Raw genomic sequence first — 22,080 nt, 5'->3', positions numbered from 1 at the left:
CTTCGCCGGGCCGGAGGCCGACGTGCCCTCAGCCGCCGGCCGCGGCGGGTGCCGCGTCCGGGTCGGAGCCGTGGGCCCGGTCGTCCCGGGAGCTTCGGCCGGGGACGACCGCGACGGGGCACCGCGCCTCGCGGAGCATCCCGGAACTGGTCGCGCCCAGCGGCCCGGGGCCGGTTCCACGGTCGCCCAGGACGAGGAGCCCGGCGTCGTCCGCCGCGTCCCGCAGCGCCTCGGACGGACGTTCCAGCAGCAGCGAGACCCTCACGTCGGTAGCGGGGTGGCGCCTCCGCCACGGCGCGACGGCGTCCTCCAGTTCGGCGGCGCGCGTCTTCTCCAGGAGGTCCCGGTCGTTGAACAGCGCCAGTTCCTGTTCGCTCACCGCCGCCGGCTCCCAGCATCCGTAGACGACGTGCAGGGCCCAGCCGCGCAGGGCCGCCTCCCCGAAGGCGAAGCCGAGCGCCGGGTCGCAGCCCGCCGTCCGGTCCGTGCCCACCACGACCAGCCGGGGCCGGGGCCGGCCGCCGGACACGACGATCACCGGCCGTTCCGACCGCGCGGGCAGCTCCAGTGCCGCCGCCCCGTCGTCCAGCCGATCGTGGGAGCCGATCACGAGAAGTTCCGCCGCGCCGGACGCGCGCAGCAGCGCCTCGATCGCCGGCCCGCGCATCAGGCGCCGGCGCACCGTGTCCGGCGCGCCGAGCCTCCGCGCGCGGCGGACGCCCCGCTCCAGCAGGTTCTCCCCCGCCCGCTTCATGATCGCCTCAACGCCCGGGTCCTGGTGGCCGCTCGCATAGGGCCAGTGCCAGCAGTGGCACATCACCAGGTCGAGTCCGCGCAGCCGGGCCTCCTCGACGGCCCAGCGCAACGCGTCGTCGTTCTCCGCCGACCCGTCGTAGCCGAACAGGACGTGCGGTCTTCGCATCCCCTCTGAGCCGTCCATGTACCTGCCCTCCTCCGTCCAGTCTGCGCGCATCCGGCGCGCTCCAGAAGAGGCGGAGGTCCCGGCACCGGCGCGGAGGGTCAACCGGAGGCAAAATCTCCGGCAGAAATGATCATTCGGGGCTGATCCTCCGCGCCGCCCGGGGATAGGGCGGAGGGAACCGGCACATCGAAAAGGGGGACGCGTGGTCAGAAGAGTCGCGGCGGAACTCGTGGGCACCCTGCTCCTCGTCTACTTCGCGGTGGGGGTGGCGACCCTGTCGTTCGGGTTCGGCGTGGCCGGCGGCAGCCCCTCCGCGGGCGTGGTGGCGACGGCGCTGGCGTTCGGGCTGGTGCTGCTCGTGCTGGTCTATGCGATCGGCCCGATCTCGGGCTGCCACATCAATCCCGCCGTCACGCTGGGCGTGCTGCTCGCCCGCCGGATCACGCCCGGGGACGCGGGCCGCTACTGGATCGCCCAGTTCGTCGGCGGGATCCTGGGCGCCCTCCTGCTCTGGCTCACCTTCTCCGGCTCGGCGATCTACAGCCGGTCCACGACCGGCCTGGGCGCCAACGGATGGGGTGAGGACAGCCTCATCCAGATCAACGCGGGCGGCGCGTTCCTCGCCGAAGCGATCCTGACCGCGCTGTTCGTGTTCATCGTCCTGTCCATGACGAGCACGGCCGCGATCCCCGCCGTCAGCGGCGTCTCCATCGGGCTGGCGCTCACCACCGTCCACCTGATCGGGATCCCGATGACGGGGACCTCGGTCAACCCGGCGCGCAGCCTCGGCCCGGCGCTGGTCAGCGGCGGCTCGGCCCTGGAGGGGGTGTGGCTGTTCATCGTGGCCCCGGCGGCGGGGGCCGTCCTCGCCGCGGCGGCCCACAACTACCTGCAGCCGCCGACCAAGGAGACCCCGCTGCCGCCGACGGAACCCGGCGCACGCTAGCGTCCGGGACCGCCCGGCACGTCAGGCGGGCGGGTAGTCCGCCGAGACGTAGGCGCGGACGTCGGCCACCCGCTCGCCGATGTACTCCTTCAGCAGGCTCCGCAGGCGCAGCTCCGCCAGCGGCCCGAGCGCGTCGTAGGTCTCCAGGAACAGGCCGCGGGCGGCGCCGAGCGGCCAGTCGTCCGGGAGCAGCGCCGTCGGCAGGCAAGGGTCGGCGTCCGGGAACACGCGCCAGGCGTCCATGATCTCGGTGCGCACCACCAGGGCCTCGGCAAGCCCGACGGCCCCCTCGCGCACGCGCTCCAGGAGCGGCGAATAGCGCTCGACGAACCCCTCGTAGCCTGCCCGGAGGCCGTCGACGTCGAACGCGGAGACCGGGTCGCGGCCCCCCGCCGGCGCCGACGCGAACCCCGCCACCATGAGTGACGCGGCCGGGCCGATGGACAGCTCGTCCAGAACGCGCGCGGCGTCCTCACGGCGGTCGCCCGGCATCACCCAGACCCCGTCGAACAGGGACGCCATGCCGATCTCCTGGAGCCGCGTGCGCAGGACGCGGCGCAGGTCGCGCTGGGACTCCGGCAGCGAGAACACCACGACCGTCCACTCGCCGGTGTCGGGGACCGGCGCTGCACCGAACGTCAGGAAATGCCGGAGCCGCCGGCCGTGGGTCTCCTTCGCCGCGTCGGCCATCCGGTAGGAGGTGCGGCGGCCGTCGCGCACCGGCAGGATCAGCCCGCGCTTGGCGAGCCTGCTCAGCGTGTTGCGCGCGCTCACGGCGGAGATGCCGAACTCGGCGAGCAGGCGCACGATCGCCGCGGACGGGACGGGGTTGCGCTCGGCGAAGTCGTAGTCGCCGAACAGCGTCGCCAGCAGATGCTGCGGATGGGCGCCCGCCTGCAGGCGGGGCATGTTCACCGCCCGGGTCCTCTCGCTCACCGGCGGAGTATACGGGCTCCGGCGCACCACCTCGCGCCCGACACGTTAGACACTATCCGTTGCGATCGGCAGGCGAGCACGATCGAGCACTGAACCGGTGGTGTGATGCCGGACCAGCGCCCCCAGTTCGTCCGAGAAACGCGTCACGATCTGCCGTACGCGGATCTCGGCGAGTGGCCCGAGGTTGTCGTACAACCGGGCGAACATGTCGTGGGCGCGCTGCAGCGGCCAATCCTCGGGCAGCAGTTCCGCGGGCAGTTCGGGATCGAGATTGGGGAACTGCCGCCAGGTGTCCATGACGTCGGTGCGCGCCAGCAGCGCCTCGGACGTGCTGACCGCCCCGTCCCTGGCGCGGCGGAGCAGGTCCTCGCGCTCGCTCACGAACCGCTCGTATCCGTCCCGGAGTTCGGCCAGGTCCCAGGCGTCGAGAGGGTCCTGGCCCTGCGGGACGCCCACCGGGGCCTGCGCGGCCATCACGCTGTAGCTGCGCACGCCGAGACCCGCCAAGGCGGCGGCCGCGTCCGCGGCGACGTCGTTGGGGGAGATCCAGACCCCGTCGTACAGCGGCGCGAAGCCCAGCCAGCGCAGCCGGGCGCGGGCTGAGTGGCGCAGGTCCCGCTGCTCCTCGGGCACCGAGAAGATCGCGATCCGCCACGACCCGTCCCAGGGCCGGGCGGTCATCCCGAACGACATGATCCGCTGGACGCCGCCGCTCAGCACCCGCGTCGCGCGCCCGGTCAGCGCGTAGTAGGTGCGGCGCCCCTGCTTGGAGACCTCCAGCAGGCCCCGCCGCGCCAGCCGGCTCAGCGCCGCGCGGGCGGCGACCTGGGAGATGCCGAACTCGCCGAGCAGCGCCACGAGCGCCGCCGACGGCAGATGCTCGGTCCGCGCGTACCAGTAGTCGCCGAGCAGCGTGATCAGCAGATGCTGCGGTTGCGGCCCCTGCTGCATCCGGGGGAGCCGGATCTCCCGATCCAGATCCGCACCGGCTTCAAGGACCTTGTCGACGGTCATGACGTCCATTCTAGATTCGACACCGGCTGGAACGGCCGGAACGGCGTGTGCACAACGTTATCCGCCCCGGCCCGTGCCGGTTACCCGGGGGTTCCGCGACGTCCGGACGGAAAGCCGGCGAACGCCGGCCGGGGCGGCGGGCGGGCCGGCCACCCGGCCGCCGTCACCCGTTCCCCGTCCCGGCGTCCGGCGGGGCCGCCAGGTCGGCCGGCAGGGTCGCCGGCCCGTGGACCGGCCAGCGGAGCGGCTCGGGCTCGGCCGCCAGGCGGAACGAGGACGTGGCGGCGAGCAGCGCGGCGAGCCCGGTGCGCAGTTCCAGGCGCCCGGCCTGCTGGCGGGCTGGGCACTGCTGTTCGTCACCATCGCCGGGGACATCAGCGCCTGCGCCATCCTCGCGGGCACCGGCAACGAGGTCGTCGGCTTCCGCATCCTGGAGGTCTTCGCCAACGGCGACTACGCGATGCTCGGCTCGCTGTCGATCCTGCTGACGGTGGTCTCGATCACCGTCGTCCTCCCCGTGACCTGGTACGCGCGGCGCCGCCACCGATCCGGGCCGCCGGTCCCGCACGCCGGGCGGAGCTGACCCGTGCCCGCCCCCCACGACGCAAGGAAGGCCGACATGCGGTTGATGAGCAGGAGCACGACTGCCGGAGATGCGGCGGCCGCCGGGGGCGAGCCGGAGGCCGGCGCCGGCGTGGTCCGCCTGCGCGACCTGACCAAGCGGTACCGGCGGGCGGACGGGCGGATCGAGCAGCTCGGCACGCCGCGTGACGTCTACGTGCGCCCGGCGTCCCGCTACGTCGCGAACTTCGTCGGCCTCGCCAACGAGGTGCCCGGGACCGTCTCGAGCGTCGGCGGGGAGTACGCCGTACTGGACGGCCCGCTGGGCCGCGCCACCGGCGTCCCCGCCCAGGGGCTCGCGGCCGGGCAGGAGGCCGTGGCCGTCTGGCGGCCGGAGGACGCCCTGCTGAGCCCGGACGAGCCGCGCGCGGACAACCGCTGGCGGGCCGAGCCGGGGATCACCATGTTCGCCGGGCCGCACCGCGAGCACCGGCTCTCCGCCGGGGATCTGACCTGGCGGGTCTGGTCGTCCGGCGAGGCGGACTCCGGCGGCGTGCGGGACGGCGGGCGCGAGCCGGTCTGGGTCACCGCCCCGCCCGCCCGGACCCGCATCCTCCCGGCCTGACGTGTCAGCCCGCGTCCCCGCCCTCGTGCGCCGCCGCGGCCCGGCTGCGCAGCTCCGCGCGCCTGACCTTGGCCGAGGCGGTCAGCGGCAGCTCGTCGACGACGGTCCAGCGGCGGGGCACCTTGAACGGGCTGAGCCGCTCGCGGCAGTACGCGGTGACCGCGTCCGCGTCGAAGTCCGCCCCGGGCTCGGGGACGACGAACGCGACCACCAGCTCGCCCCAGCGGGTGTCCGGGGCGCCCACGACCGCCGCGCGCGCCACGCCGGGATGGCCGGTGACGACCTCCTCGACCTCCTCCGGCGCGACGTTCTCGCCACCGGTCTTGATCATGTCCTTGAGCCGCCCGGCGATGCGCAGGCGTCCGCGGGCGTCCATCACGGCGAGGTCGCCGGTGTGCAGCCAGCCGTCCGCGTCGATGGCGCGGGCGGTGGCCTCCGGGTCGTCGTGGTAACCCCGCGCCAGCCGTGCCCCGCGCAGGAAGAGTTCCCCCTCCCCCTCGATCGGGACGACCTCGCCGGAGGGGTCCACCACGCGGACGTCGGTGCCCTCGATGGGCGTGCCGACCGTGGTGCGCCGGACCTCGGCGTCGTCGGCCAGCGGTGCGGTCTGCAGGGCGCAGCCGCACGTCTCCGTCATGCCGAACGTGACCGACAGCGGCGCGCCGAAGCGCGCCTCGATCGTGTCGACCATCGCGGGCGTCAGGGTCATCCCGCCGGTGAACACGACCCGCAGGTCGCTCAGATCGGTGCCGGGGAAGTCCGGATGGTCCATCAGCAGGTGCAGCAGCGTCGGCGCGGCGGACAGCAGCGTCGCCCGCCGCGCGGCCATGGCCTCCAGCACGGCGGCGGGCTCGAATCGCAGTACGACGTGCTCGGCGCGCTGCCACAGTGCGCCCATCGTCCCGAGGACGTTGCCCGCGGTGTGGAACAGCGGCATCGGGTTCACCCACACACCCCCCGGTGGCAGGCCGATCCGCTGGGCGAACGCGTGGGAGGTGAGCACCATGCCCTGGTGGTGGATCCGTACGCCCTTGGGCCGTCCGCTGGTCCCTGAGGTGAACTGGATCTGCGCCGGCGAGTCCGGGGCGACCGGCGGGAGGACCGCGGCCGGTCCTCCCGCCCGAAGCTCCCGCCAGTCCCCGCCGAGGCGCACCACCGTGCCGGGCCGCGGCAGCCTCGCCACGGCCCGGCCGGCCACGTCCGAGTCCCCGTCGCGGACGTACAGGCGCGCGGCCTCCGACAGGCCGAGCGCGTGCGCCAGCTCGTCGGGCCGGGCCTTCGGGTTGACCGGAACCAGCACCATGCCGGCCAGCGCCACGCCGAACTGCAGCAGGACCGCCTCGGGCCCGTTGGCCAGGTACGTGGCGATCCGCGTGCCGGGCGGATGGCGGAGCAGCAGGGACCCCGCCACGGCGGTGGCGTCGGCCAGCAGCTCCGCCGCCGTCCAGCTCTCCGCCGCCCTGCCCTCGGGGCCCCGCCCGGCCGGGACGGTCAGGACGACGTCGTCCGGTCCCAGCCGGGCGGCCCGGCGCAGCACGTCGCCGACCACCGCCTCCTCAAGCCGCGGGCTCGGCGCGCCGTGCAGTTCCGACCGCCGGGGCACGTCCGTCATGGTGGCGGTCCGCTCAGTCGAACTTGTAGCTGACGGCGCTCGGGCCCTCGATGGTGTCCAGCACCTTCAGCCCGCCCGGCGCCTCCGGGTCGACCTTGGAGACGAACACCGTGCGAGACGGGGGCTTGCCCACCTCGGTGAAGTTCAGCTTCCCGGCGAACAGGCCCTGGGTGTCCAGGTCGGACGTCTTGCGCATCGCCTCGACGACGCCCTTGGGCGTGAGGTCACCGCTCTCGCACGCCGCCTCCAGCGCCTTGGCGAGCAGTTCCGCCTGCCCGTAGGCGAGCGGGACCTCCCAGCCCTTGGCGCCGTCCGGCGCGGCCTTCTCGAACATCGCGGTGGCCTTCTTCACCCCGGCGCCCTCACCGCTGTACGGCGCGACGCTGGTCACCGTGTAGAAGTTCTTGACCAGCCCTTCCCTGGCCGGGGTGTCCAGCAGCGCCGGGTTGAACGTGGGCGTGTTCCCGATGAGGGGGACGTTCACCCCGTTGGAGGCGAGCACGCTGGCCAGCGAGGACAGCTGCGACGGGGCGGCGCCGAGGATGACGCCCTTGACGTTCGCCCGCTCCAGCGCCGTCGCCTGGGCGGACATGTCCGAGTCCTGCGGGGTGATCTTGATCGGGTGGATCTTCAGCCCGCGCTCCTTGGCCGCGTGCTGGGCGCCGGCGAGGGAGTCGCCGCCGAAGTCCCCCTCGAAGTAGACGTGCCCGATCGTGCTGCCCTCGGGGACCTTCAGGGTGTCGACGAGGTAGTCGATGGCGTTGGCGCCCTCGATGCTGTAGGTGGTGCCGGGGATCTGCGCCACCTTGTGGTCGAGGGCGACGCTGGCCCAGCCCATGCCGCCGACGTAGAGGTCGTCCTTCTCCGCGAGCGGGAGGATGGCCGCGACGACGGGCGAGCCGAGCACCTGCTGGAGCGCCACGACGTCCGGCGACATGCTCCGGTAGAGCGACACGGCGCGCTGCGGGTTGTAGCCGTGGTCGCGCACGTCGACCGTGATCTTGCGGCCGCAGATGCCGCCCTCGGCGCTCTTGGCCGCCCAGTAGGCCTTCTTCTCCGCGACCTGGACGGCGGCGCCGGCCTTGAACGGCCCGGACAGGTCGGTGAGCACACCGATCTTGATCTCGGAGTCGGTGACGCCGTTGCCCGTGCGGACGCCCTTGCCGTCTTCGCCTCCGGATCCGGCGTTGGGGTCGGTGGTACTGCATGCCGTGATCGCCGCCAGGCACAGCGCCGCCGCGGCGAGAGGACGGAAGTTCATGGGGTGGTCTCCTTCAGGCTGGAACGATCGGCAGGACGTGTGGACCGGGCCGGCTCTCCGGTCCGTCCGGTGCGGGCCCCCACGCGGTGCAAGGCCCCGGAGAGCCCCCCGCGCAGGAAGATCAGGACGGCGATGATCGCGACGCCGTAGACGAACCGGCTGAGCGCGGCCGCGTCGAGGCCGCCGGAGCCGGGCGCGGACAGGAAGGGCAACTGCGAGCTGTACTGCACGAGCAGCAGCGGCAGCACCGAGACGAACACCGCCCCGGCGGAGGCGCCCGCGATCGAGCCCGCGCCGCCGAGCACGATCATCACCAGGTAGTCGATGGACACCATCAGCGCGAACGAGTCCGGCGCGATCCGGCCGAACGCCAGGGCCGTCAGCGCACCGGCGATCCCGGCGTAGACCGAGGAGACGGTGAACGCGGTGGCCTTCACCCTGGCGACCTGGATCCCGACGGACGCGGCGGCGGTCTCGCCGTCGCGGACGCCGGCCATCGCCCGGCCCGCCCGGCCGGCCTTGATGCCCCGGCCGAGGAACGCGGCCAGCAGCGCGATGACCAGGAACAGGTACCAGAGGCGGTGCAGCTCCCCGAACGGCGTCCCGAGCACCGCGAGGTACTCGGGGTTCTCGTCGCTGAAGCTGAAGCCGGGCACCGCGAACGCCTCGACGGTGCGGCCGTTGTACCCGCCGGTGACGTCGTCGGCGTTGAGCCAGACGTGCCGGCCGAGGAACACCAGCCCGAGGGAGGCGAGGCCGAGGTAGATGCCGCGCAGCCGTCCCGCGATGGGGCTGAACACGGCGCCCGCCGCGCCCGACACCACCGCGGCGGCGATGAGGGCCAGCACCGGCGGCAGCCCGAAGCCGGACATGTCGTCCTCCCGCCCGCCGGCGAGCAGGGTGTAGGTGTAGGCGCCGACGCCGAGGAAGAACGCGTGCCCGAGCGAGAGCTGGCCCGCGACACCGACCAGGAGGGTGAGGCCGATCGCCCCGACCACGGCGGCCATCGCGAACAGCCCGGCCTGGAGCCAGAAGTCGGTGAGCCAGAGCGGCCCGACGACGGCGGCGAGCAGCAGTGCGCCGCCGGCGGCCCGGGACGGCGCCACCCGGCGGAACCGGGCGAGCCCGAGTGCGTGCGGCCGATCAGACACGAATGGCCTCCTTCTGGCCGAACAGCCCGTGCGGGCGCAGCAGCAGGACGAGGACCATCACCGCGTAGGGGACGACCTCGCCGAAGCCGCTGCCGAGGAAGTGCAGGTCGGACTCGTAACCCACCGCGAGCGCCTGCGCGACCCCGATGACGAGGCCGCCGACGACGGCGCCGGGGACGGAGTCGAAACCGCCCAGCACCCAGGCGGGAATGGCGGCGAAGGCGATGACGGAGATGCCCGGCTCGACGCCGGGCGTCGGGTAGGAGGTGAGGAACACCCCGGCGACGGCCGCCAGCGCACCGGCGAGCCCCCACCCGATCGCGCTGGTACGGCTGAGCCGGATGCCCATCAGCGACGCGGTGTCGGGGTCGGCGGCGGCGGCGCGCATCGCGACACCCCAGTCGGTGCGGGCCGCCAGCACTCCGAGGGTCCCGAACAGCACCAGCGCCGCCCCGGCCGCGATCGCCCGGGACGCCGGCAGGCTGATCCCCGCCACGGTGACCACCGACGCGCCCCACGGCGCCCCGATGTTGAGGACGTCGTTGCCGATCTGCCTGGTCAGCTCGGTGAGCAGCAGGATGTCCACGCCGATCGTCAGGATCGCGAACACGCCGGGGTCGCGTTCGGCGACGTGCCGGACGAGCAGCGCGTTGATCAGCGCCGCGACCAGTGCCGCGCCCAGCACCCCGGCCGCGAGCGCGAGCCAGAACCCGAGCGGCCCATGCAGGCGGGCCACCAGGTAGGCGCCGAGCAGCAGCACCGAGCCGTGCGCGAAGTTCAGCACCCCGGTGGACTTGAACACCACGACGAAGCCGACGGCGATCAGCCCGAGGACCAGCCCGAGCGACACGCCGTTCACCAGCTGTGTGAGCAGATAACTCATGCGGCCTCCGATCCGAGGTAGGCCCGGAGCACTTCGGGGTCGCGCTGGACCTCGGCGGGCGTGCCGTCGGCGATGAGCCGGCCGAAGTCCAGGACGGTGACGCGCTCGGCCAGGCCCATCACGAACGGCATGTCGTGCTCGACGAGCAGGATGGAGATCCCGAGCTCGCGCTGGACCGCCATGATCGTCGCCGCCATCTCGACGGACTCGCCGTGGTTCATTCCGGCGACCGGCTCGTCCAGGAGGAGCAGGGTCGGTTCGGCGCACAGCGCGCGCCCCAGCTCGACCCGCTTGCGGTCGCCGTAGGAGAGGGTGTGGACGGCTCGGCCGAGCAGCCCGTCGATGCCGAGCAGTTCGGCGACGCGGCCGGCCTGGGCGCGGTGCTCGCGGTCCTCCCGGCGGGTGCGCGGCAGGCCGAGCGCGCCGCCGAGGACGCCGGACCGCATCAGGCGGTGCCGACCGGTGAGCAGGTTGTCGGCGACCGTGGCGTCCAGCGACAGCGAGATGTTCTGGAAGGTCCGCGCGACGCCGAGCCCGGCGATCTGGTCGGCCCGCAGCCCGGTGAGGACCCGGTCGCCGTAGCGGACGGTGCCCTCGGCGACCTTGTACGCGCCGCCGAGGACGTTGATGCAGGTCGACTTTCCGGCCCCGTTCGGGCCGATGAGGGCGTGCACCGTGCCGGGCGCGATCTCGAAGGACACGTCCATGAGGGCGGTGACGCCGCCGAACCGGACCGTCACCCCGTCCACGCGCAGCGCCTCCGCGCGCACGGCGCGGTCGCCCGCGCCGGCGTGCATGGCCTTGGCGAGGCCGGTCAGCCCGCCGTCCCGCGTGCCGGCGTCCGTTCCGGCGTCCGTTCCGGCGCCGGGCTCGGTCTCCGTTTCGGCGGCGGCGGCTTCGGTCGTGCCGCCGCCCAGGTAGCGGCTGCGGATCTCGTCGGTGCCGGCGAGCACCTCGGCGGGGCCGGACGCGGCGACCGCCCCCACCTCCAGCACGTAGGCGCTGCCCGCGACCCGCAGTCCCATGACGGCGTTCTGCTCGATCAGCAGCACCGCCGTGCCCTGCCGGTTGATCTCCGTGATGATCTCCCCGATCTGGGTGACCAGCTGCGGCGCGAGGCCGAGCGACGGCTCGTCCAGCAGGAGCAGCCGGGGCCGGCTCATCAGCCCGCGTCCGATGGCGAGCATCTGCTGCTGGCCCCCGGACAGCAGCCCCGCCCGCTGCCGGCGCCGGCCGGCCAGATCGGGGAACAGCTCGAAGACCCGGTCGAGGGCCTCGCGCTTGACGCGTTCCGCCGCGGTGAAACCGCCGGCGCGGAGGTTCTCCTCCACCGTGAGGTCGCGGAACACCCGCCGGCCCTCGGGGACCTGCGCCACGCCCGCCCGCACGATCTCCGCGGTCGGCAGGCCGCCGATGTCCCGTCCGTCGAGGCGGACGGTCCCCGCGGTGATGCCGCCGCCGACGGAGCCGAGCGATCCGGAGACGGCGCGCAGCAGGGTGGTCTTCCCGGCGCCGTTGCCGCCGAGCACGGCGACGACGCCGCCCCTCGGGACCTGCAGGGACACTCCGCGCAGGGCGCGCACCGCACCGTCGTAACTCACGTCGAGACCCTCGACCGTGAGCAGCGGATCGTCGGGGACGGTGACGGTGTCCCGAGCAGGTTCGGATCTGGTGGGCATGAGGCCTTCCCTCCACGCGGGGAAATCGGGACGCTTACCTCGACCGCGAGGAACGCTAGACAAAGTAGTGTCGCGCGTCAAGGGTTGTTTGTATATTAATGTGATTAAGATCACTCTGCCCCCACCTGTGCCGACGTCAGGAGGTCGCGGAGGTGCTTGGGGACCCGGCACCGCCTTCCTAGACTCGGATGTCATGATCAAGATCTTCGGGGCCGCCCTGCTGCTGGGCGGAAGCATGGTCCTGGGGGGCGCCGCCGCCGTCCCCGCCCACGCCGCCACCGCCGGAGGGCTGCCGGAGGATCTGGACGCCGTACTCCGCGACGGCCGCCTCCAGGGCGCGGCCGTCGACGTCGTCGTCCGTGACGCCGAGACGGGCGAGGTTCTCTACGACCGTAACGGGAACGGCCAGGTCACGCCCGCTTCGAACAACAAACTGCAGACCTCGGCGGCGGCGTTCGGCATCCTCGGCCCCGGATACCGGTTCCGCACGACGGTGAGCGTCAAGGGCGGAAACCTCTACCTCAGGGGCACCGGCGACACCACCATGCGGGCCGCCGAGTACGACCGCCTCGCCGCCGCCGTCGCGGCCCGGGGCATCACCGGGATCAAGGGCGACCTCGTCGCCGACGACACCTGGTTCGGCGCCAAGCGGACCCCGGACGACTGGGACCCCGCGGACCTCCAGTACGCCTATGCCGGGCAGACGTCCGCGCTCACCGTCTCGCCCAACGACGACTTCGACGCGGGCTCGATCAAGGTCTCCCTCACTCCCGCCGCCCGCGAAGGGCGGCCGGTCCGGGTCGGGCTGACCCCGGACACCGACGTCGTGAAGATCGACAACAGGGCCGTCACCGGGCCGCCCGGGTCGTCGTCCACCCTCGCGGTGAACCGGGGCAACGGCACCAACACCATCGTCGTCACCGGCTCCCACCCGGCGGGCGCGGCACCCGCCGGCGTCCTGCGGACCGTCGAGGGACCCACGCTGTACGCCGCGGACGTTTTCCGCAAGGCGCTCAAGGCGCACGGCGTCCAGGTGTCCGGCGCGACCGAGCGGGGCAGGACGCCGCCGGGCGCCAAGACGATCGCCACCCGCACCTCGATGCCGCTGTCGCGGCTCGCCACGCCGTTCCTGAAGCTCAGCAACAACGTCATGGCGGAGACCCTCGTCAAGGCGATCGGACGCGAGGTGCGGGGCGAAGGCACCTGGGCGGCGGGGCTGCCCGCCATCACCGCCCACCTCCGGCGCCTCGGCGTCGACACCTCCCAGGTGACCATGACGGACGGCTCGGGCCTGTCCCGCGGGAACCGCACGACGGCCGTGCAGCTCAGCACCCTGCTCAGGAACGTCCGGAAGCGGCCGTGGTTCCCTGCCTGGTACGCCGCTCTGCCCATCGCCGGGCGACCGGACCCGCTGGCCGGCGGGACGCTCGCGAACCGCATGAGGGGCACCGCGGCCGACGGCAACGTACACGCCAAGACCGGGACGCTGACCGGCGTCACCGCCCTGTCCGGCTATGTGAAGGACCCTGGCGGCCGGACGCTGATCTTCTCCAGCGTCTTCAACGGCTACTCCGGAGGGGCACCGAAGGACATCGAGGACAAGATCGCCGTGCGCCTCGCCACCGGCGGCGGCGACGCCCGCACCGCCCTGCGCCGCATGGCCCCGGCCGACGGCGGCGACCTCGAAAGCACCTGGACCGGCGGCATCCGGCCCTAGATCAGCCGCCCTGGGGCCGGGTGGCCGTCCGGAGCGCCCGGTAGAGCAGGCGGGGGTCGCCCAGCCGGTGCCGGAGGACCTTCTCCAGGCCGCCGATCGGGACGAGGTTCTGCGGGGCGCGCGGATCCTTGTAGCCGATCCCGGCCAGCCCCGGGATGATCGCCGCGCTGTGGTCGGCGAGTTCGACGACCGCGTCGCGGGTCAGGTCCGCGGCGGCCTCGCAGCGGGCGATGCCCGCCCAGGGCGCGGTGGACGGGGTCGGCAGCCGCAGGTACCACGAATGCCGCGCCCAGCTCGTCGTCATGAGGAAGACGGGCGTGCGCTGGCCCGGCCCCAGCGCCGTGAGGACGGCCGTCTGCGGGTCGGCCAGGTAGGCGGCATGGTGCGTCTTGACGTAGCCGATGGTGCGCGGCAGGTGGGCGCGGCCGCGCAGGGGGCCGTCCACGATGAGCAGGTCGTCGGGGCCGGACGCGGTCCGGTACCGGGTGGCGAGGGTCACCTCCAGGTCGCTGAGCTGCCCCTGGAGCGCGAGGGACAGCTGCTCGGCGGCGCCGCCGCGGGCCCGCGCCGCGACGTAGGTGCCCGCCCAGGTGGCCAGGTCGGCGGCGTGCGGGGACGGGGTGAACAGCGAGCGGCGCACCTCCACCTCGGCGAGTTCGGCGAGCCCGCCGGGCGCGCAGCGCACCAGGCCGGCGGCGCAGGACGCGGCGATGCCGGGGGCGGGCATCCCCCCGGACGGGTCGCCGACCCACACCCGGGCCTCGATGCGGCGGACGCCGTCCGCCACGATCAGCCCGCCGGGCGGCGGCCCCGCCGCGGGCGGCGAGACCGGGCGCCAGCGGTCCGGCGGCAGCTCCACGCCGAGGTCGAGCTTGACGGACGAGGGGTCCAGCTCGCCGATCGCCTCCGCGGTCAGCGACGTGGCGTACCCCGGGTCCCAGGGGTCGACGGTGATGGCGGCGGTCGCGGCCGCCGGTGCCGTGGTCACGTGCTCTTCTTCTCCAGATGCGAGCCGGTGTTGTCGCGGAACACGTCGAAGCGGACGGGGACGCGCTCGGCGAGCGCCGGAACGTGGGTCACGATGCCGACCATACGATCACCCCCTGACGTCAGCCGCTCGAGCGTCGTCGCGACCGTGTCGAGGGTGGAGGGGTCGAGCGTGCCGAAGCCCTCGTCCAGGAAGATCGAGTCCAGGCTCCGGGCCGCGCCGCCGCCGAACCGGGCGACCTGGTCCGACAGCGCCAGCGCGAGCGCGAGCGACGCCTGGAACGTCTCGCCGCCCGACAGCGTCCGGACGCTGCGCCGCAGCCCCGCCTCCGCGTAGTCGATCACCTCGATGGCGTTCCTGCCGTCGAGGACGAGTTCGAACTGGCCGTCCGACAGCTCCCGCAGCGTCCCGGACGCGGTGTCGACGAGCAGCGCCAGCGCCTCGCCGCACAGCCAGTTCTCGAAGTTGTTGGCCCGCAGGTGCCGCGCCAGCTCGCCCGCGACCCGGGCGTCCTGCCGGTGGCGGCTGATCTCCCCGGCCAGTTCGGCGGCCGTCCGGCGGTCCCGGCGGATGCGCTCCAGCCGGTTCTCCGCCTGGTTGCGGGCGGTCAGGACGGCTTCGCGGACCGTCTCGGGCTCGATGGACGCGGGCACGGCGATCTCGTGGGCGCCCAGTTCGGCGGCGAGCGCCTCGTGCCGTTCGTCCCGCCGGTGGCGCAGGTCGCGCAGGGCGTTCTCCAGCGCGCCGGCCGCCTGTTCGCGACGTCCTGACTCCCGGTCGCGCCAGTCGAGGAGGGTCGTCCAGGCGGCGTGCAGGTCGGCGCGGCCGACCGGTGGGGCACCGAGCGCGACCACGGTGTCGCGGGCGCCGTCCAGCTCGGCGAGCGCCCTCCCGGCCTCCTGGTTCAGTTCGGTGCGCTCTTCCTCGGCCTTGGCCAGTTCGGCTCGGGCGGTGAGCAGGGCCTGCCGTGCGCCGGCCGCTTCCCGGTCGGCCAGGTCGATGGCGTCGCGGCGCCGCCGCGCGTCGTCGAGGTCCGGGTGGGCGCGGATGCGCTCCGCCTCGGTGCCGAGCTGCCGCCCGAGAGCGGCGAGGCCCGCTTCGCGCCTGGACAGTTCGCGCTCGAGTTCCTGGAGTCTCGCCTGTGCGGCGTCGAGTTCCCGTTTGCGGGCCTGGACGTTCCGGTCCGCCGCGCCGAGGGCGGGCGGGGCATGGTGCTCGGGCAGGTCGGTGACGTCCCGCAGGCAGACCGGGCAGGGTTCGCCGGCGGACAGCCGCCGTGCGAGGTCGGCGGCCGTGTCGGCGTCGCGGACGCGCTGCCGTTCGGCCTCGGCCCGTTCGAGGTTCGTGCGGGCGGCGGCGAGGTCGGCGGCGGCGGCGTCCGCCTCCCGGCGGGCCTCGTCCGCCCCGGTCCGGGCGTCCTCGATCTCGCCGGTGAGGCGGGCGTGGTCGCGGTGCGCCGTGATCGCCTGGTCGAGGACGGTCCTGTCGCCGAGGTCCGCGCCCCGGTCACGGGCCGCCGACTCCGCCTCCTCGTGCCGGGCGACCTCCCGGGTGAGGCGCTCGGCCTCGTCGGCGGCGGCCTTGAGGTCGTCCGCGAGGGTCGGCACGTCGCCGGGCATGGCGAGCGCGGACAGCGCGGCGAGGGCACGCTCCGCCTCGGTGGCCTCCGTCGTCCTGTCCCGGATTTCGCCGTCGGTCCGCTGAAGCTCGTCGAGCGCCTCGCGGACGCTCTCGCCGAGGGCCCGCATGCCCTCCAGCCGCCGCGCGGCCTCGTTCTCGGCGGCCTCGCCGGCGTCGGTGAGCTTGGCCCGCTGCGCCTCGGCGGCCTGCGCGCGGACCTCGGCGGCCTTCGCCTCCTCCCCCGCCCGCTGCTTGATCAGCTCGAAGGTCTTCGCGTCGAGGAGCTGGACGAGAAGGTCCTGCCGCTTGCTCGGTTCGGCTTGCAGGAAGTCCGCGAACCGTCCCTGCGGGAGGACGACGCACTGCATGAAGAACCTGTACTCGAGCCCGGTGATGCGCTGGACGGCGGCCGTCACCCCGTCGCCGTCGGCGATCGTCCGGACCTGCGCCGCCAGCAGTTCCTCGATGCCCCCGGCGGGGTCGACGGACGGGTCCAGCTCGTCCAGCCGCGCCTCCTTCGTGGTCACCGCGCCCCGGGGGCTGCGGGCCAGCGCCCGGACGACGCCGTAGCGGCGGCCCGCCGACTCGAAGACGAGCGCGACCTTCCCGGAGTTGGCGGACGGCGCCAGCGCCAGCCGGATCACGTTCTCCTTCCCCCAGCGGGGAACCGACCCGTACAGCGCGAAGCAGATCGCGTCGATGACGGTGCTCTTGCCCGATCCGGTGGGTCCGACGAGGACGAAATAGTCCACGTCGTGCAGGCCGACCGAGGTCGGTGTGCGGTAGCTGCAGAAACCGTCCATGTGGACGCACAGCGGACGCATCAGTCCTCCTCTCCCCCGTGCCCGTCGAGTTCGTCGTAGAGCCGGTCGAACAGCGCCTCGACCCGCTCGTCCTCGTGGCCGAGCTGTTCGAGGTAGGTGCGGAACAACCCGCGCGGCGTGGGGGCGTTTCGCCCGGTGACGGCCGCTGGCCGCGGCGCGGAGGTGGGCCGGAACGCCTCGTCGATGTCGACGGTCAGCGCGTTCGGCAGGATCTCCCGCACGTCGTCGGCGAGCCCGGCGCGCGGCTTCTCCGCGACGACGACGCGCAGCCACGCGTCCCCGAGGTCGTCCGCCATCGCCTCCAGCGCGCCGAGCGGGCCGGTGACCGTGCGCAGGACGCGGGCGCCCGTCAGCGTCACCTCCCGCACGTCGGCGGGACGCCCCGGCGCGACGTCGACGACCAGCGCGCCGGGCGTGTTCTGCTCCTCCCCGAAGTCGACGGCGATCGGGGAGCCGCTGTACCAGATGGGGCAGGGGCCGGGCATCCGCTGCCGCCGGTGCAGGTGGCCGAGCGCGGCGTAGTGGGCGGCCGGCGGGAACGCCGACGACTCGAAGTAGTAGGAGAAGATCGTCTGCGCTTCGCGTTCGCCGCCGCCGAGCCTGCCGCCCGGCAGCGTGCCGTGCGCCGCGACCAGGTTGACGGTGTCGGCGGTGAACCCTGCCGTGAGCGCCTCGGCGAGCCGCCCGAAGCGGTGGGCGTAGTCGCGGTTGTGCTGGTCGGGCGTGTCGGTCAGCGCCTCCAGGGCCCGGACGACGTACCGCTGCGACAGGAACGGCATGGCGGCGAGCCTGACCGGCTCCCCGGTCCGGGCCGTCCACGACAGCAGCCCGCCCGCGTCCGGGCGCCGGAACCTCCCGACGACCCGGATGCCGAGCTGCCGCAGCACCGGCCGGTACACGTCGTCCAGCAGGCGCGGATCGTCGTGGTTGCCGGCGAGGACGACGACCTCCCGGCCGCCCTCCTGGAGCGCCAGCAGCGTCTTCATCACCAGAGCCTGCGACGGCGGCGTCGGGACCGCGCCGTCGAAGACGTCCCCCGCGACGATGACCGCGTCGACGTCCTCCTTCCGCGCGACGGCGACCAGCTCGCCCAGCACCTTCGCGTGCTCGTCGAACCGCGACCGGCCCCGGAGCACCTTGCCGACGTGCCAGTCGGCGGTGTGCAGGAACTTCATGTTCGCTCCCGGTGGATCAGAAGGGGGGTACCTCGTCGTCGGCCTCGCCGAGACCGTCGAACGGGTCGCGGGCCGGCCCGGAACGCGCCGCCGCGCGCGGGGATGCCTCGGCGGGACGCGTGGCCCAGGCGGGGAACGGGAACTCCACGGCCAGCGGCACCGGCAGCTCCGGCTGCCCGACGAACATCGTCCCGGGCTTGGCGATCGTGGCCCGCGCCCGCGCCGCCGGCGGCAGCCAGCCGTACTCGCCCCGGGACGCCTCCGCCGCGTCCAGCCGCCCCGCCACCCGCACCGCGCAGTTCGCGACGATGCGGCGCTCGACCTCCGACGCCGTCTGCTGCGCCCCGATGAGGATCACCCCGAGCGACCGGCCCCGTTCCGCGACGTCCAGCAGGATCTCCTTGATCGGTGAGTCGCCCTCGCGCGGCGCGTACTTGTTCAGCTCGTCCAGCACCACGAACAGCAGCGGCCGCGCGCTGCCCGTGCTCTCCTTGCGCGCGAACTCGCCGCGCAGCACCACCCCGACGACGAACCGCTGCGCCCGCTCGGGCAGGTTGTGCAGATCCACCACGGTGACCTGCGCGTCGGTGTCGATCGACCTGCCGCTCCTCGCGGGCAGGTCGCCCCGCACGATCGGCGACAGCGGACGCACCGACGAACGGAGCCGCCGCAGGAACGCGTTGACGGTGCCGAGCCCCATCAGCTGCGCGCCCCAGGCGCGGCGGGTGTCCTCGTCCGTCAGGGTCTCCTCGATGAACCTCACCAGGTCCTCGTAGGTGCGGCAGACCTGCCCGCCGTCCCCCAGGCGTACCGCCCCGCCGCCTCCGACGGGCTCGGCGTCACGGGCGAGCCTCGCCGCGACCTGCCCGACCAGAATCGTGTACTGCGCCCGCTCGTCCTCGGTGTCGGCGAACACGTAGCGCAGCAGTTCCTCTCGGCAGAACTCGGCGAGCGTCCAGTAGAACGGGCTGACGTCCTGGGTGCGGGCCGTCACGTGCGGCGTCCCGTTCGGGTCACCGGGCCGGGGCGGCGCGAACACGTGGACGCTCTCGAACGGCCCCGGCCGCAGACCGAGCCGCCGGTACGCCGCCCGCGCGTTCTCGTCCAGCCGGTTGTTGGCGTGGTCGAGGAAGAGCAGATCCTCGCCCTTCACCGAGAAGATCAGCGCCTTCGTGTTGTGCGCCTCCGCGCCCAGCGCCCCCGAGTTGAAGATCGAGTACAGCAGGAACGTGGCGAACGACGTCTTGGTCGCCACCCCGGAGATCCCGGAGATGGAGACGTGTGCGCCGCGCGTCCCGTCCAGGAACTCCAGGTTGACGTGGATGGGCTCCCCGTCGCGTCCGAGCCCGACCGGTACCCGCCGCTCCATCACGTCGAAGTACAGCGCCCGCTCCCGGTCCAGCGCGCCCGCCCGGCGCGCCTGCGTGCCGGGCAGCGGCGGCACGTACACCTCGGGCTCGACCCGCGTCACCGTGACCTCGGCCGACTCGACCACCGCCGCGGGCAGCACCCCCTGCGCGATGAGGAACACGTCCGAGTCGTAGGCGGCGCCCTCATGCCGGGCCTCCACGTTCGTGACGACCCCGGCGATCAGCACCTCGCCCCGGCCGGGCACCTCCCGCCGCGCGGCGATCACCTCGTCCAGCTGGACGACCGTCCCGGGCTCCAGCCCCACCCAGAACGACAGCGGCGTCGCCGACTGCGTCCCCAGCACCCGCCCGACGACCGGCCCGCGCTCAGCGGTCTCACCCATACACCCCACCCAGGCCACACGAATCCCACCAGCTCACCGCAGGCTATACACACCCTCCGACCACCGGAGGACCTTCTCCGAAGACCACAATCCGCCAGGCTGGTTCTAGGGGGTGAGGTCGCGGATCGTGGTGCAGGCCCGGGTGGCCATGGTGAGGAACATGGCGTCGCCGCGTTCGGTCTGGGTGCCGTAGGCGCAGCCCAGGACGGTGATGAGGGGGGCCTGCAGGAGGGCGAAGCGGTAGTCGTCCCAGCAGAGGTCCAGGGGGTAGTCGGTGACGCCGTGGGCCAGGAGGGCGTCGTGGTAGCGGGCGACGAGGTCGCGTTCGTGGGCGCGGCGGTCTTCGGTGGTGAGGCTGGTGGCCAGGAAGTAGGACAGGTCGCGGGCGGGGAGGCCGATGGTGAGGGTCTGCCAGTCGACGGTGGTCGCGGTGGTGCCGTCCGGGGGGAAGAGCAGGTTGTCCAGGCGGTAGTCGCCGTGGACGAGGCCGAAGCGTTCGGGGCGGGCCAGCAGCCAGGGGCCGATGGTCTCGGTGGTCCGGCGGAGGGTGTCCTGGTCGGCGGGGTGGAGGCGGTCGGCGAAGCGGCCGATGAACGTTTCGACGGCGGGGGCGTAGACCTCGGCGAGGGTGGAGGCGTCGGTCTCGGTGTTGTGGTGCAGGCCGTCGACGGCCAGGAGTGTTTCGTCGCACCAGCGGGGGCCGTGGAGGCCGGCCAGGGCGCGCATGCAGTCGTGGGCCCGGCCGGGTGAGCAGCCGGCCAGCTGGTCGCCCTGGGCCGCCGGGGAGAGGTCCTCCAGGAGGAGGACGAAGTCGAACGTTTCCGGGTCGATCGCGGCGTGGTGGCAGTGCGGGGTGCGGATCGTGACGGTTTCGGCGATCTCGCGGTAGAAGAGCAGTTCGGTGCGGTAGGCGCCGCCGAGGAGGGCGCGGGCGGCGGGGTCGGCGGCGGGGAGTTTCGCGATCAGGCGGGTGGGGGCCTCGCCGGTCAGGGTCAGTCGGAAGCAGGAGCCGATCTGGCCGGTGCCTATGGGCTCCACATCGACCTCGTCGATCCTGGTGTTCAGGACTTCGGTGAGCCGGGCGGGGGTCAGGTCCTCCCGCGCGGCGATGATCTTCATGAGCGGCCCGGGTTGCGGGGGTGGGCGGCGCGGCCGGGTGGGCGGACGCGGCGGTAGGCGTCGAGGATCGGGGCGAGTTCGGCGGGGGTCGCGCCGTGCAGGATGACGCCGTCGGCGCCCGCGGTGAACTGGTCGAGGACGCGGGCCGCGCACTGGCCGGGGGTTCCGGTGGCGGAGGCGGCGAGCCATTCGTCCGGGATCAGGCCGGCCACGTGGTGCAGGTCGCCGGCCGTTCCGATCGCGTCGAACGCACCGGGGTAGCCGGTGACGAGGTCGTCGGCGCGGAAGCGGGCCAGGACGGCGGGGTCCCAGCCGTTGACGCGTACCAGGAGGTCGCCGTACCCCTGCAGGTAGGTGGCGAGGCGGCCGACGAGTTTGCGCAGCCGCAGTTCCTCGTCGAGGTGGTCGCCGACCGTGGCCAGGACGGACCAGACGCGGACGGACGCGGGGTCGCGGCCCGCTTCGAGCGCCCCGCGGCGGATGGTCGCGACGGCCTTGGCGAGGGTCTCGTCGGTGAAGAAGGTGTGCAGGACGACGCCGTCGGCGACGCGGCCGGCGAACTCCAGGGTCCGCTCGCCCATCGCGGTCAGGATGATCGGGATGTCCTCGTCGAACGACGGGTCCTGGACGAGGTAGGGGAAGTTCCCGGCGGGGCCGTCGTGGCCGGCCACCGCCTCGCCGCGCCAGAGGCGCCGCAGGACGCCGGTGACGTCGTCGAGCTGCGCGGTGGTGACGCGGGGCAGGCCCATGACGTCGAAGAGCATGTCGAAGCCGCGGCCGAGGCCGAGCGCGAAGCGGCCGCCGGAGAGGCGGTGCATGGTCGTCGCGAAGGTGGCGGTCAGCAGGGGGTGCCGGGTGTTGTGGTTGGTGGCGGCGGTCGCGATGCCGATCCGTTCGCTGACGGCGGCGGCGGCGCCGGAGAGGGTGGCCGCCTCCTTGGTCGCGAACCGTTCGGACAGGAAGACCGAGCCGAGGCCCAGGCGTTCGCCCTCGGCGACCTCGGCGAGCAGGTCGCGGGGTGTGGCCGAATGGCCGGCCAGACCATAGAAGCCCAGTTCCGGAAGGTCGTCCATGGGCTGTTCCTCGGTTCAGGGGGCGTCGGCCCGGCCGCTTCGCGAATAAGCGGACTTTAGTCTGGACAGTTGTCCAGATCAAGGTGGGGGCGGGAGCGTGCCGTAGACCGTCAGCCAGATCGAGCGGGCCAGGGTGCGGGCGATCCGGTCGTCGCCGGGGCCCTCGTCGTGGTGGCAGTGCGCCTGGATGGTCCGTTCCACCATCCAGATCAGGCCGGGCG

At 73.7% G+C, this 22,080-nt stretch carries 19 protein-coding genes; 4 read left to right on the top strand and 15 right to left on the bottom strand.

Going from position 1 to position 22,080, the window contains the following annotated elements; genetic code table 11:
• Positions 1–28: 28 nt before the first annotated feature.
• The gene (locus ACGFIS_RS20500) at positions 29–940 is read right to left on the bottom strand and encodes a universal stress protein (protein WP_392907691.1); all 912 of its coding nucleotides are present in this window, start codon (positions 938–940) and stop codon (positions 29–31) included.
• Positions 941–1,124: 184 nt separating this feature from the next.
• Here ACGFIS_RS20500 and ACGFIS_RS20495 point away from each other — a divergent pair, with 184 nt between their 5' ends.
• Positions 1,125–1,868 (top strand): MIP/aquaporin family protein, encoded by a 744-nt coding sequence (locus ACGFIS_RS20495; protein ID WP_392907694.1) that lies wholly within the window; start codon positions 1,125–1,127, stop codon positions 1,866–1,868.
• Between the two features lie 21 nt (positions 1,869–1,889).
• Here ACGFIS_RS20495 and ACGFIS_RS20490 read toward each other — a convergent pair whose 3' ends face one another.
• The gene (locus ACGFIS_RS20490; protein WP_392907697.1) at positions 1,890–2,804 is read right to left on the bottom strand and encodes a PaaX family transcriptional regulator C-terminal domain-containing protein; all 915 of its coding nucleotides are present in this window, start codon (positions 2,802–2,804) and stop codon (positions 1,890–1,892) included.
• Positions 2,805–2,849: 45 nt separating this feature from the next.
• The gene (locus ACGFIS_RS20485; RefSeq protein ID WP_392907699.1) at positions 2,850–3,818 is read right to left on the bottom strand and encodes a PaaX family transcriptional regulator C-terminal domain-containing protein; all 969 of its coding nucleotides are present in this window, start codon (positions 3,816–3,818) and stop codon (positions 2,850–2,852) included.
• A gap of 226 nt (positions 3,819–4,044) precedes the next feature.
• On the opposite strand from ACGFIS_RS20485, the gene ACGFIS_RS20480 reads away from it, so the two are divergent.
• Together ACGFIS_RS20480 and ACGFIS_RS20475 are read left to right on the top strand one after the other, a co-directional pair.
• A complete protein-coding gene (locus ACGFIS_RS20480) occupies positions 4,045–4,401 on the top strand; it encodes a hypothetical protein (protein WP_392907701.1) in 357 nt (118 codons plus the stop codon).
• A gap of 45 nt (positions 4,402–4,446) precedes the next feature.
• Entirely contained in the window at positions 4,447–5,004 is a 558-nt protein-coding gene (locus ACGFIS_RS20475) for a hypothetical protein (RefSeq protein WP_392907703.1), read from the top strand.
• A gap of 4 nt (positions 5,005–5,008) precedes the next feature.
• Here ACGFIS_RS20475 and ACGFIS_RS20470 read toward each other — a convergent pair whose 3' ends face one another.
• From ACGFIS_RS20470 to ACGFIS_RS20450, 5 genes are read right to left on the bottom strand one after another with little or no spacing between them, the layout of a single operon-like run.
• Positions 5,009–6,616 carry an AMP-binding protein gene (locus tag ACGFIS_RS20470; RefSeq protein ID WP_392972124.1) on the bottom strand — a complete coding sequence of 536 codons (1,608 nt, stop codon included), beginning with the start codon at positions 6,614–6,616 and terminating at the stop codon, positions 5,009–5,011.
• A 13-nt stretch (positions 6,617–6,629) separates the two neighbouring features.
• The gene (locus tag ACGFIS_RS20465; protein WP_392907708.1) at positions 6,630–7,877 is read right to left on the bottom strand and encodes an ABC transporter substrate-binding protein; all 1,248 of its coding nucleotides are present in this window, start codon (positions 7,875–7,877) and stop codon (positions 6,630–6,632) included.
• On the bottom strand, positions 7,874–9,028 hold the full coding sequence (locus tag ACGFIS_RS20460; RefSeq protein WP_392907710.1) for a branched-chain amino acid ABC transporter permease: 1,155 nt from the start codon (positions 9,026–9,028) through the stop codon (positions 7,874–7,876). The genes ACGFIS_RS20465 and ACGFIS_RS20460 overlap by 4 nt, the downstream gene beginning before the upstream one ends.
• Positions 9,021–9,911, bottom strand: a complete 891-nt coding sequence (locus tag ACGFIS_RS20455) for a branched-chain amino acid ABC transporter permease (RefSeq protein WP_392907712.1) — start codon at positions 9,909–9,911, stop codon at positions 9,021–9,023. The genes ACGFIS_RS20460 and ACGFIS_RS20455 overlap by 8 nt, the downstream gene beginning before the upstream one ends.
• Positions 9,908–11,590, bottom strand: coding sequence for an ATP-binding cassette domain-containing protein (locus ACGFIS_RS20450; RefSeq protein WP_392907714.1), 1,683 nt, complete (start codon positions 11,588–11,590; stop codon positions 9,908–9,910). The genes ACGFIS_RS20455 and ACGFIS_RS20450 overlap by 4 nt, the downstream gene beginning before the upstream one ends.
• A gap of 193 nt (positions 11,591–11,783) precedes the next feature.
• On the opposite strand from ACGFIS_RS20450, the gene dacB reads away from it, so the two are divergent.
• Positions 11,784–13,307 carry a D-alanyl-D-alanine carboxypeptidase/D-alanyl-D-alanine-endopeptidase gene (gene dacB / locus ACGFIS_RS20445; RefSeq protein WP_392907717.1) on the top strand — a complete coding sequence of 508 codons (1,524 nt, stop codon included), beginning with the start codon at positions 11,784–11,786 and terminating at the stop codon, positions 13,305–13,307.
• Between the two features lies 1 nt (position 13,308).
• Here dacB and ACGFIS_RS20440 read toward each other — a convergent pair whose 3' ends face one another.
• From ACGFIS_RS20440 to ACGFIS_RS20410, 7 genes are all read right to left on the bottom strand, one after another.
• On the bottom strand, positions 13,309–14,295 hold the full coding sequence (locus ACGFIS_RS20440; protein WP_392907720.1) for a hypothetical protein: 987 nt from the start codon (positions 14,293–14,295) through the stop codon (positions 13,309–13,311).
• Positions 14,292–16,739 carry an AAA family ATPase gene (locus ACGFIS_RS20435; protein WP_392907722.1) on the bottom strand — a complete coding sequence of 816 codons (2,448 nt, stop codon included), beginning with the start codon at positions 16,737–16,739 and terminating at the stop codon, positions 14,292–14,294. Before ACGFIS_RS20435 ends, ACGFIS_RS20440 begins: the two co-directional genes overlap by 4 nt.
• The gene (locus tag ACGFIS_RS20430) at positions 16,739–17,914 is read right to left on the bottom strand and encodes an exonuclease SbcCD subunit D (protein ID WP_392907724.1); all 1,176 of its coding nucleotides are present in this window, start codon (positions 17,912–17,914) and stop codon (positions 16,739–16,741) included. Before ACGFIS_RS20430 ends, ACGFIS_RS20435 begins: the two co-directional genes overlap by 1 nt.
• Positions 17,915–17,930: 16 nt before the next feature.
• Positions 17,931–19,667, bottom strand: coding sequence for an ATP-binding protein (locus ACGFIS_RS20425; protein WP_392907727.1), 1,737 nt, complete (start codon positions 19,665–19,667; stop codon positions 17,931–17,933).
• Positions 19,668–19,772: 105 nt separating this feature from the next.
• Positions 19,773–20,786 (bottom strand): oxidoreductase family protein, encoded by a 1,014-nt coding sequence (locus ACGFIS_RS20420; protein WP_392907729.1) that lies wholly within the window; start codon positions 20,784–20,786, stop codon positions 19,773–19,775.
• Positions 20,783–21,859, bottom strand: coding sequence for a TIGR03857 family LLM class F420-dependent oxidoreductase (locus ACGFIS_RS20415; RefSeq protein ID WP_392907733.1), 1,077 nt, complete (start codon positions 21,857–21,859; stop codon positions 20,783–20,785). Before ACGFIS_RS20415 ends, ACGFIS_RS20420 begins: the two co-directional genes overlap by 4 nt.
• A gap of 78 nt (positions 21,860–21,937) precedes the next feature.
• The gene (locus tag ACGFIS_RS20410) at positions 21,938–22,063 is read right to left on the bottom strand and encodes a hypothetical protein (protein ID WP_392907735.1); all 126 of its coding nucleotides are present in this window, start codon (positions 22,061–22,063) and stop codon (positions 21,938–21,940) included.
• Positions 22,064–22,080 lie beyond the last annotated feature (17 nt).

This window comes from Spirillospora sp. NPDC048824 (genome assembly GCF_043198455.1).
Lineage (GTDB): Bacteria > Actinomycetota > Actinomycetes > Streptosporangiales > Streptosporangiaceae > Spirillospora.
Note: the sequence above shows the minus strand (reverse complement) of the source record. Positions and strands in the feature narration are given on the sequence as shown.

Bases quoted from the DNA above. Each gene is read 5' to 3' on its own strand.
- ACGFIS_RS20470 (WP_392972124.1), bottom strand. From the start codon at position 6,616: ATGACGGACGTGCCCCGGCGGTCGGAACTGCACGGCGCGCCGAGCCCG.
- dacB (WP_392907717.1), top strand. From the start codon at position 11,784: ATGATCAAGATCTTCGGGGCCGCCCTGCTGCTGGGCGGAAGCATGGTC.
- ACGFIS_RS20485 (WP_392907699.1), bottom strand. From the start codon at position 3,818: ATGACCGTCGACAAGGTCCTTGAAGCCGGTGCGGATCTGGATCGGGAG.
- ACGFIS_RS20435 (WP_392907722.1), bottom strand. From the start codon at position 16,739: ATGCGTCCGCTGTGCGTCCACATGGACGGTTTCTGCAGCTACCGCACA.
- ACGFIS_RS20410 (WP_392907735.1), bottom strand. From the start codon at position 22,063: ATGGTGGAACGGACCATCCAGGCGCACTGCCACCACGACGAGGGCCCC.
- ACGFIS_RS20415 (WP_392907733.1), bottom strand. From the start codon at position 21,859: ATGGACGACCTTCCGGAACTGGGCTTCTATGGTCTGGCCGGCCATTCG.
- ACGFIS_RS20500 (WP_392907691.1), bottom strand. From the start codon at position 940: ATGGACGGCTCAGAGGGGATGCGAAGACCGCACGTCCTGTTCGGCTAC.
- ACGFIS_RS20450 (WP_392907714.1), bottom strand. From the start codon at position 11,590: ATGCCCACCAGATCCGAACCTGCTCGGGACACCGTCACCGTCCCCGAC.
- ACGFIS_RS20465 (WP_392907708.1), bottom strand. From the start codon at position 7,877: ATGAACTTCCGTCCTCTCGCCGCGGCGGCGCTGTGCCTGGCGGCGATC.
- ACGFIS_RS20425 (WP_392907727.1), bottom strand. From the start codon at position 19,667: ATGGGTGAGACCGCTGAGCGCGGGCCGGTCGTCGGGCGGGTGCTGGGG.
- ACGFIS_RS20455 (WP_392907712.1), bottom strand. From the start codon at position 9,911: ATGAGTTATCTGCTCACACAGCTGGTGAACGGCGTGTCGCTCGGGCTG.
- ACGFIS_RS20475 (WP_392907703.1), top strand. From the start codon at position 4,447: ATGAGCAGGAGCACGACTGCCGGAGATGCGGCGGCCGCCGGGGGCGAG.
- ACGFIS_RS20430 (WP_392907724.1), bottom strand. From the start codon at position 17,914: ATGAAGTTCCTGCACACCGCCGACTGGCACGTCGGCAAGGTGCTCCGG.
- ACGFIS_RS20420 (WP_392907729.1), bottom strand. From the start codon at position 20,786: ATGAAGATCATCGCCGCGCGGGAGGACCTGACCCCCGCCCGGCTCACC.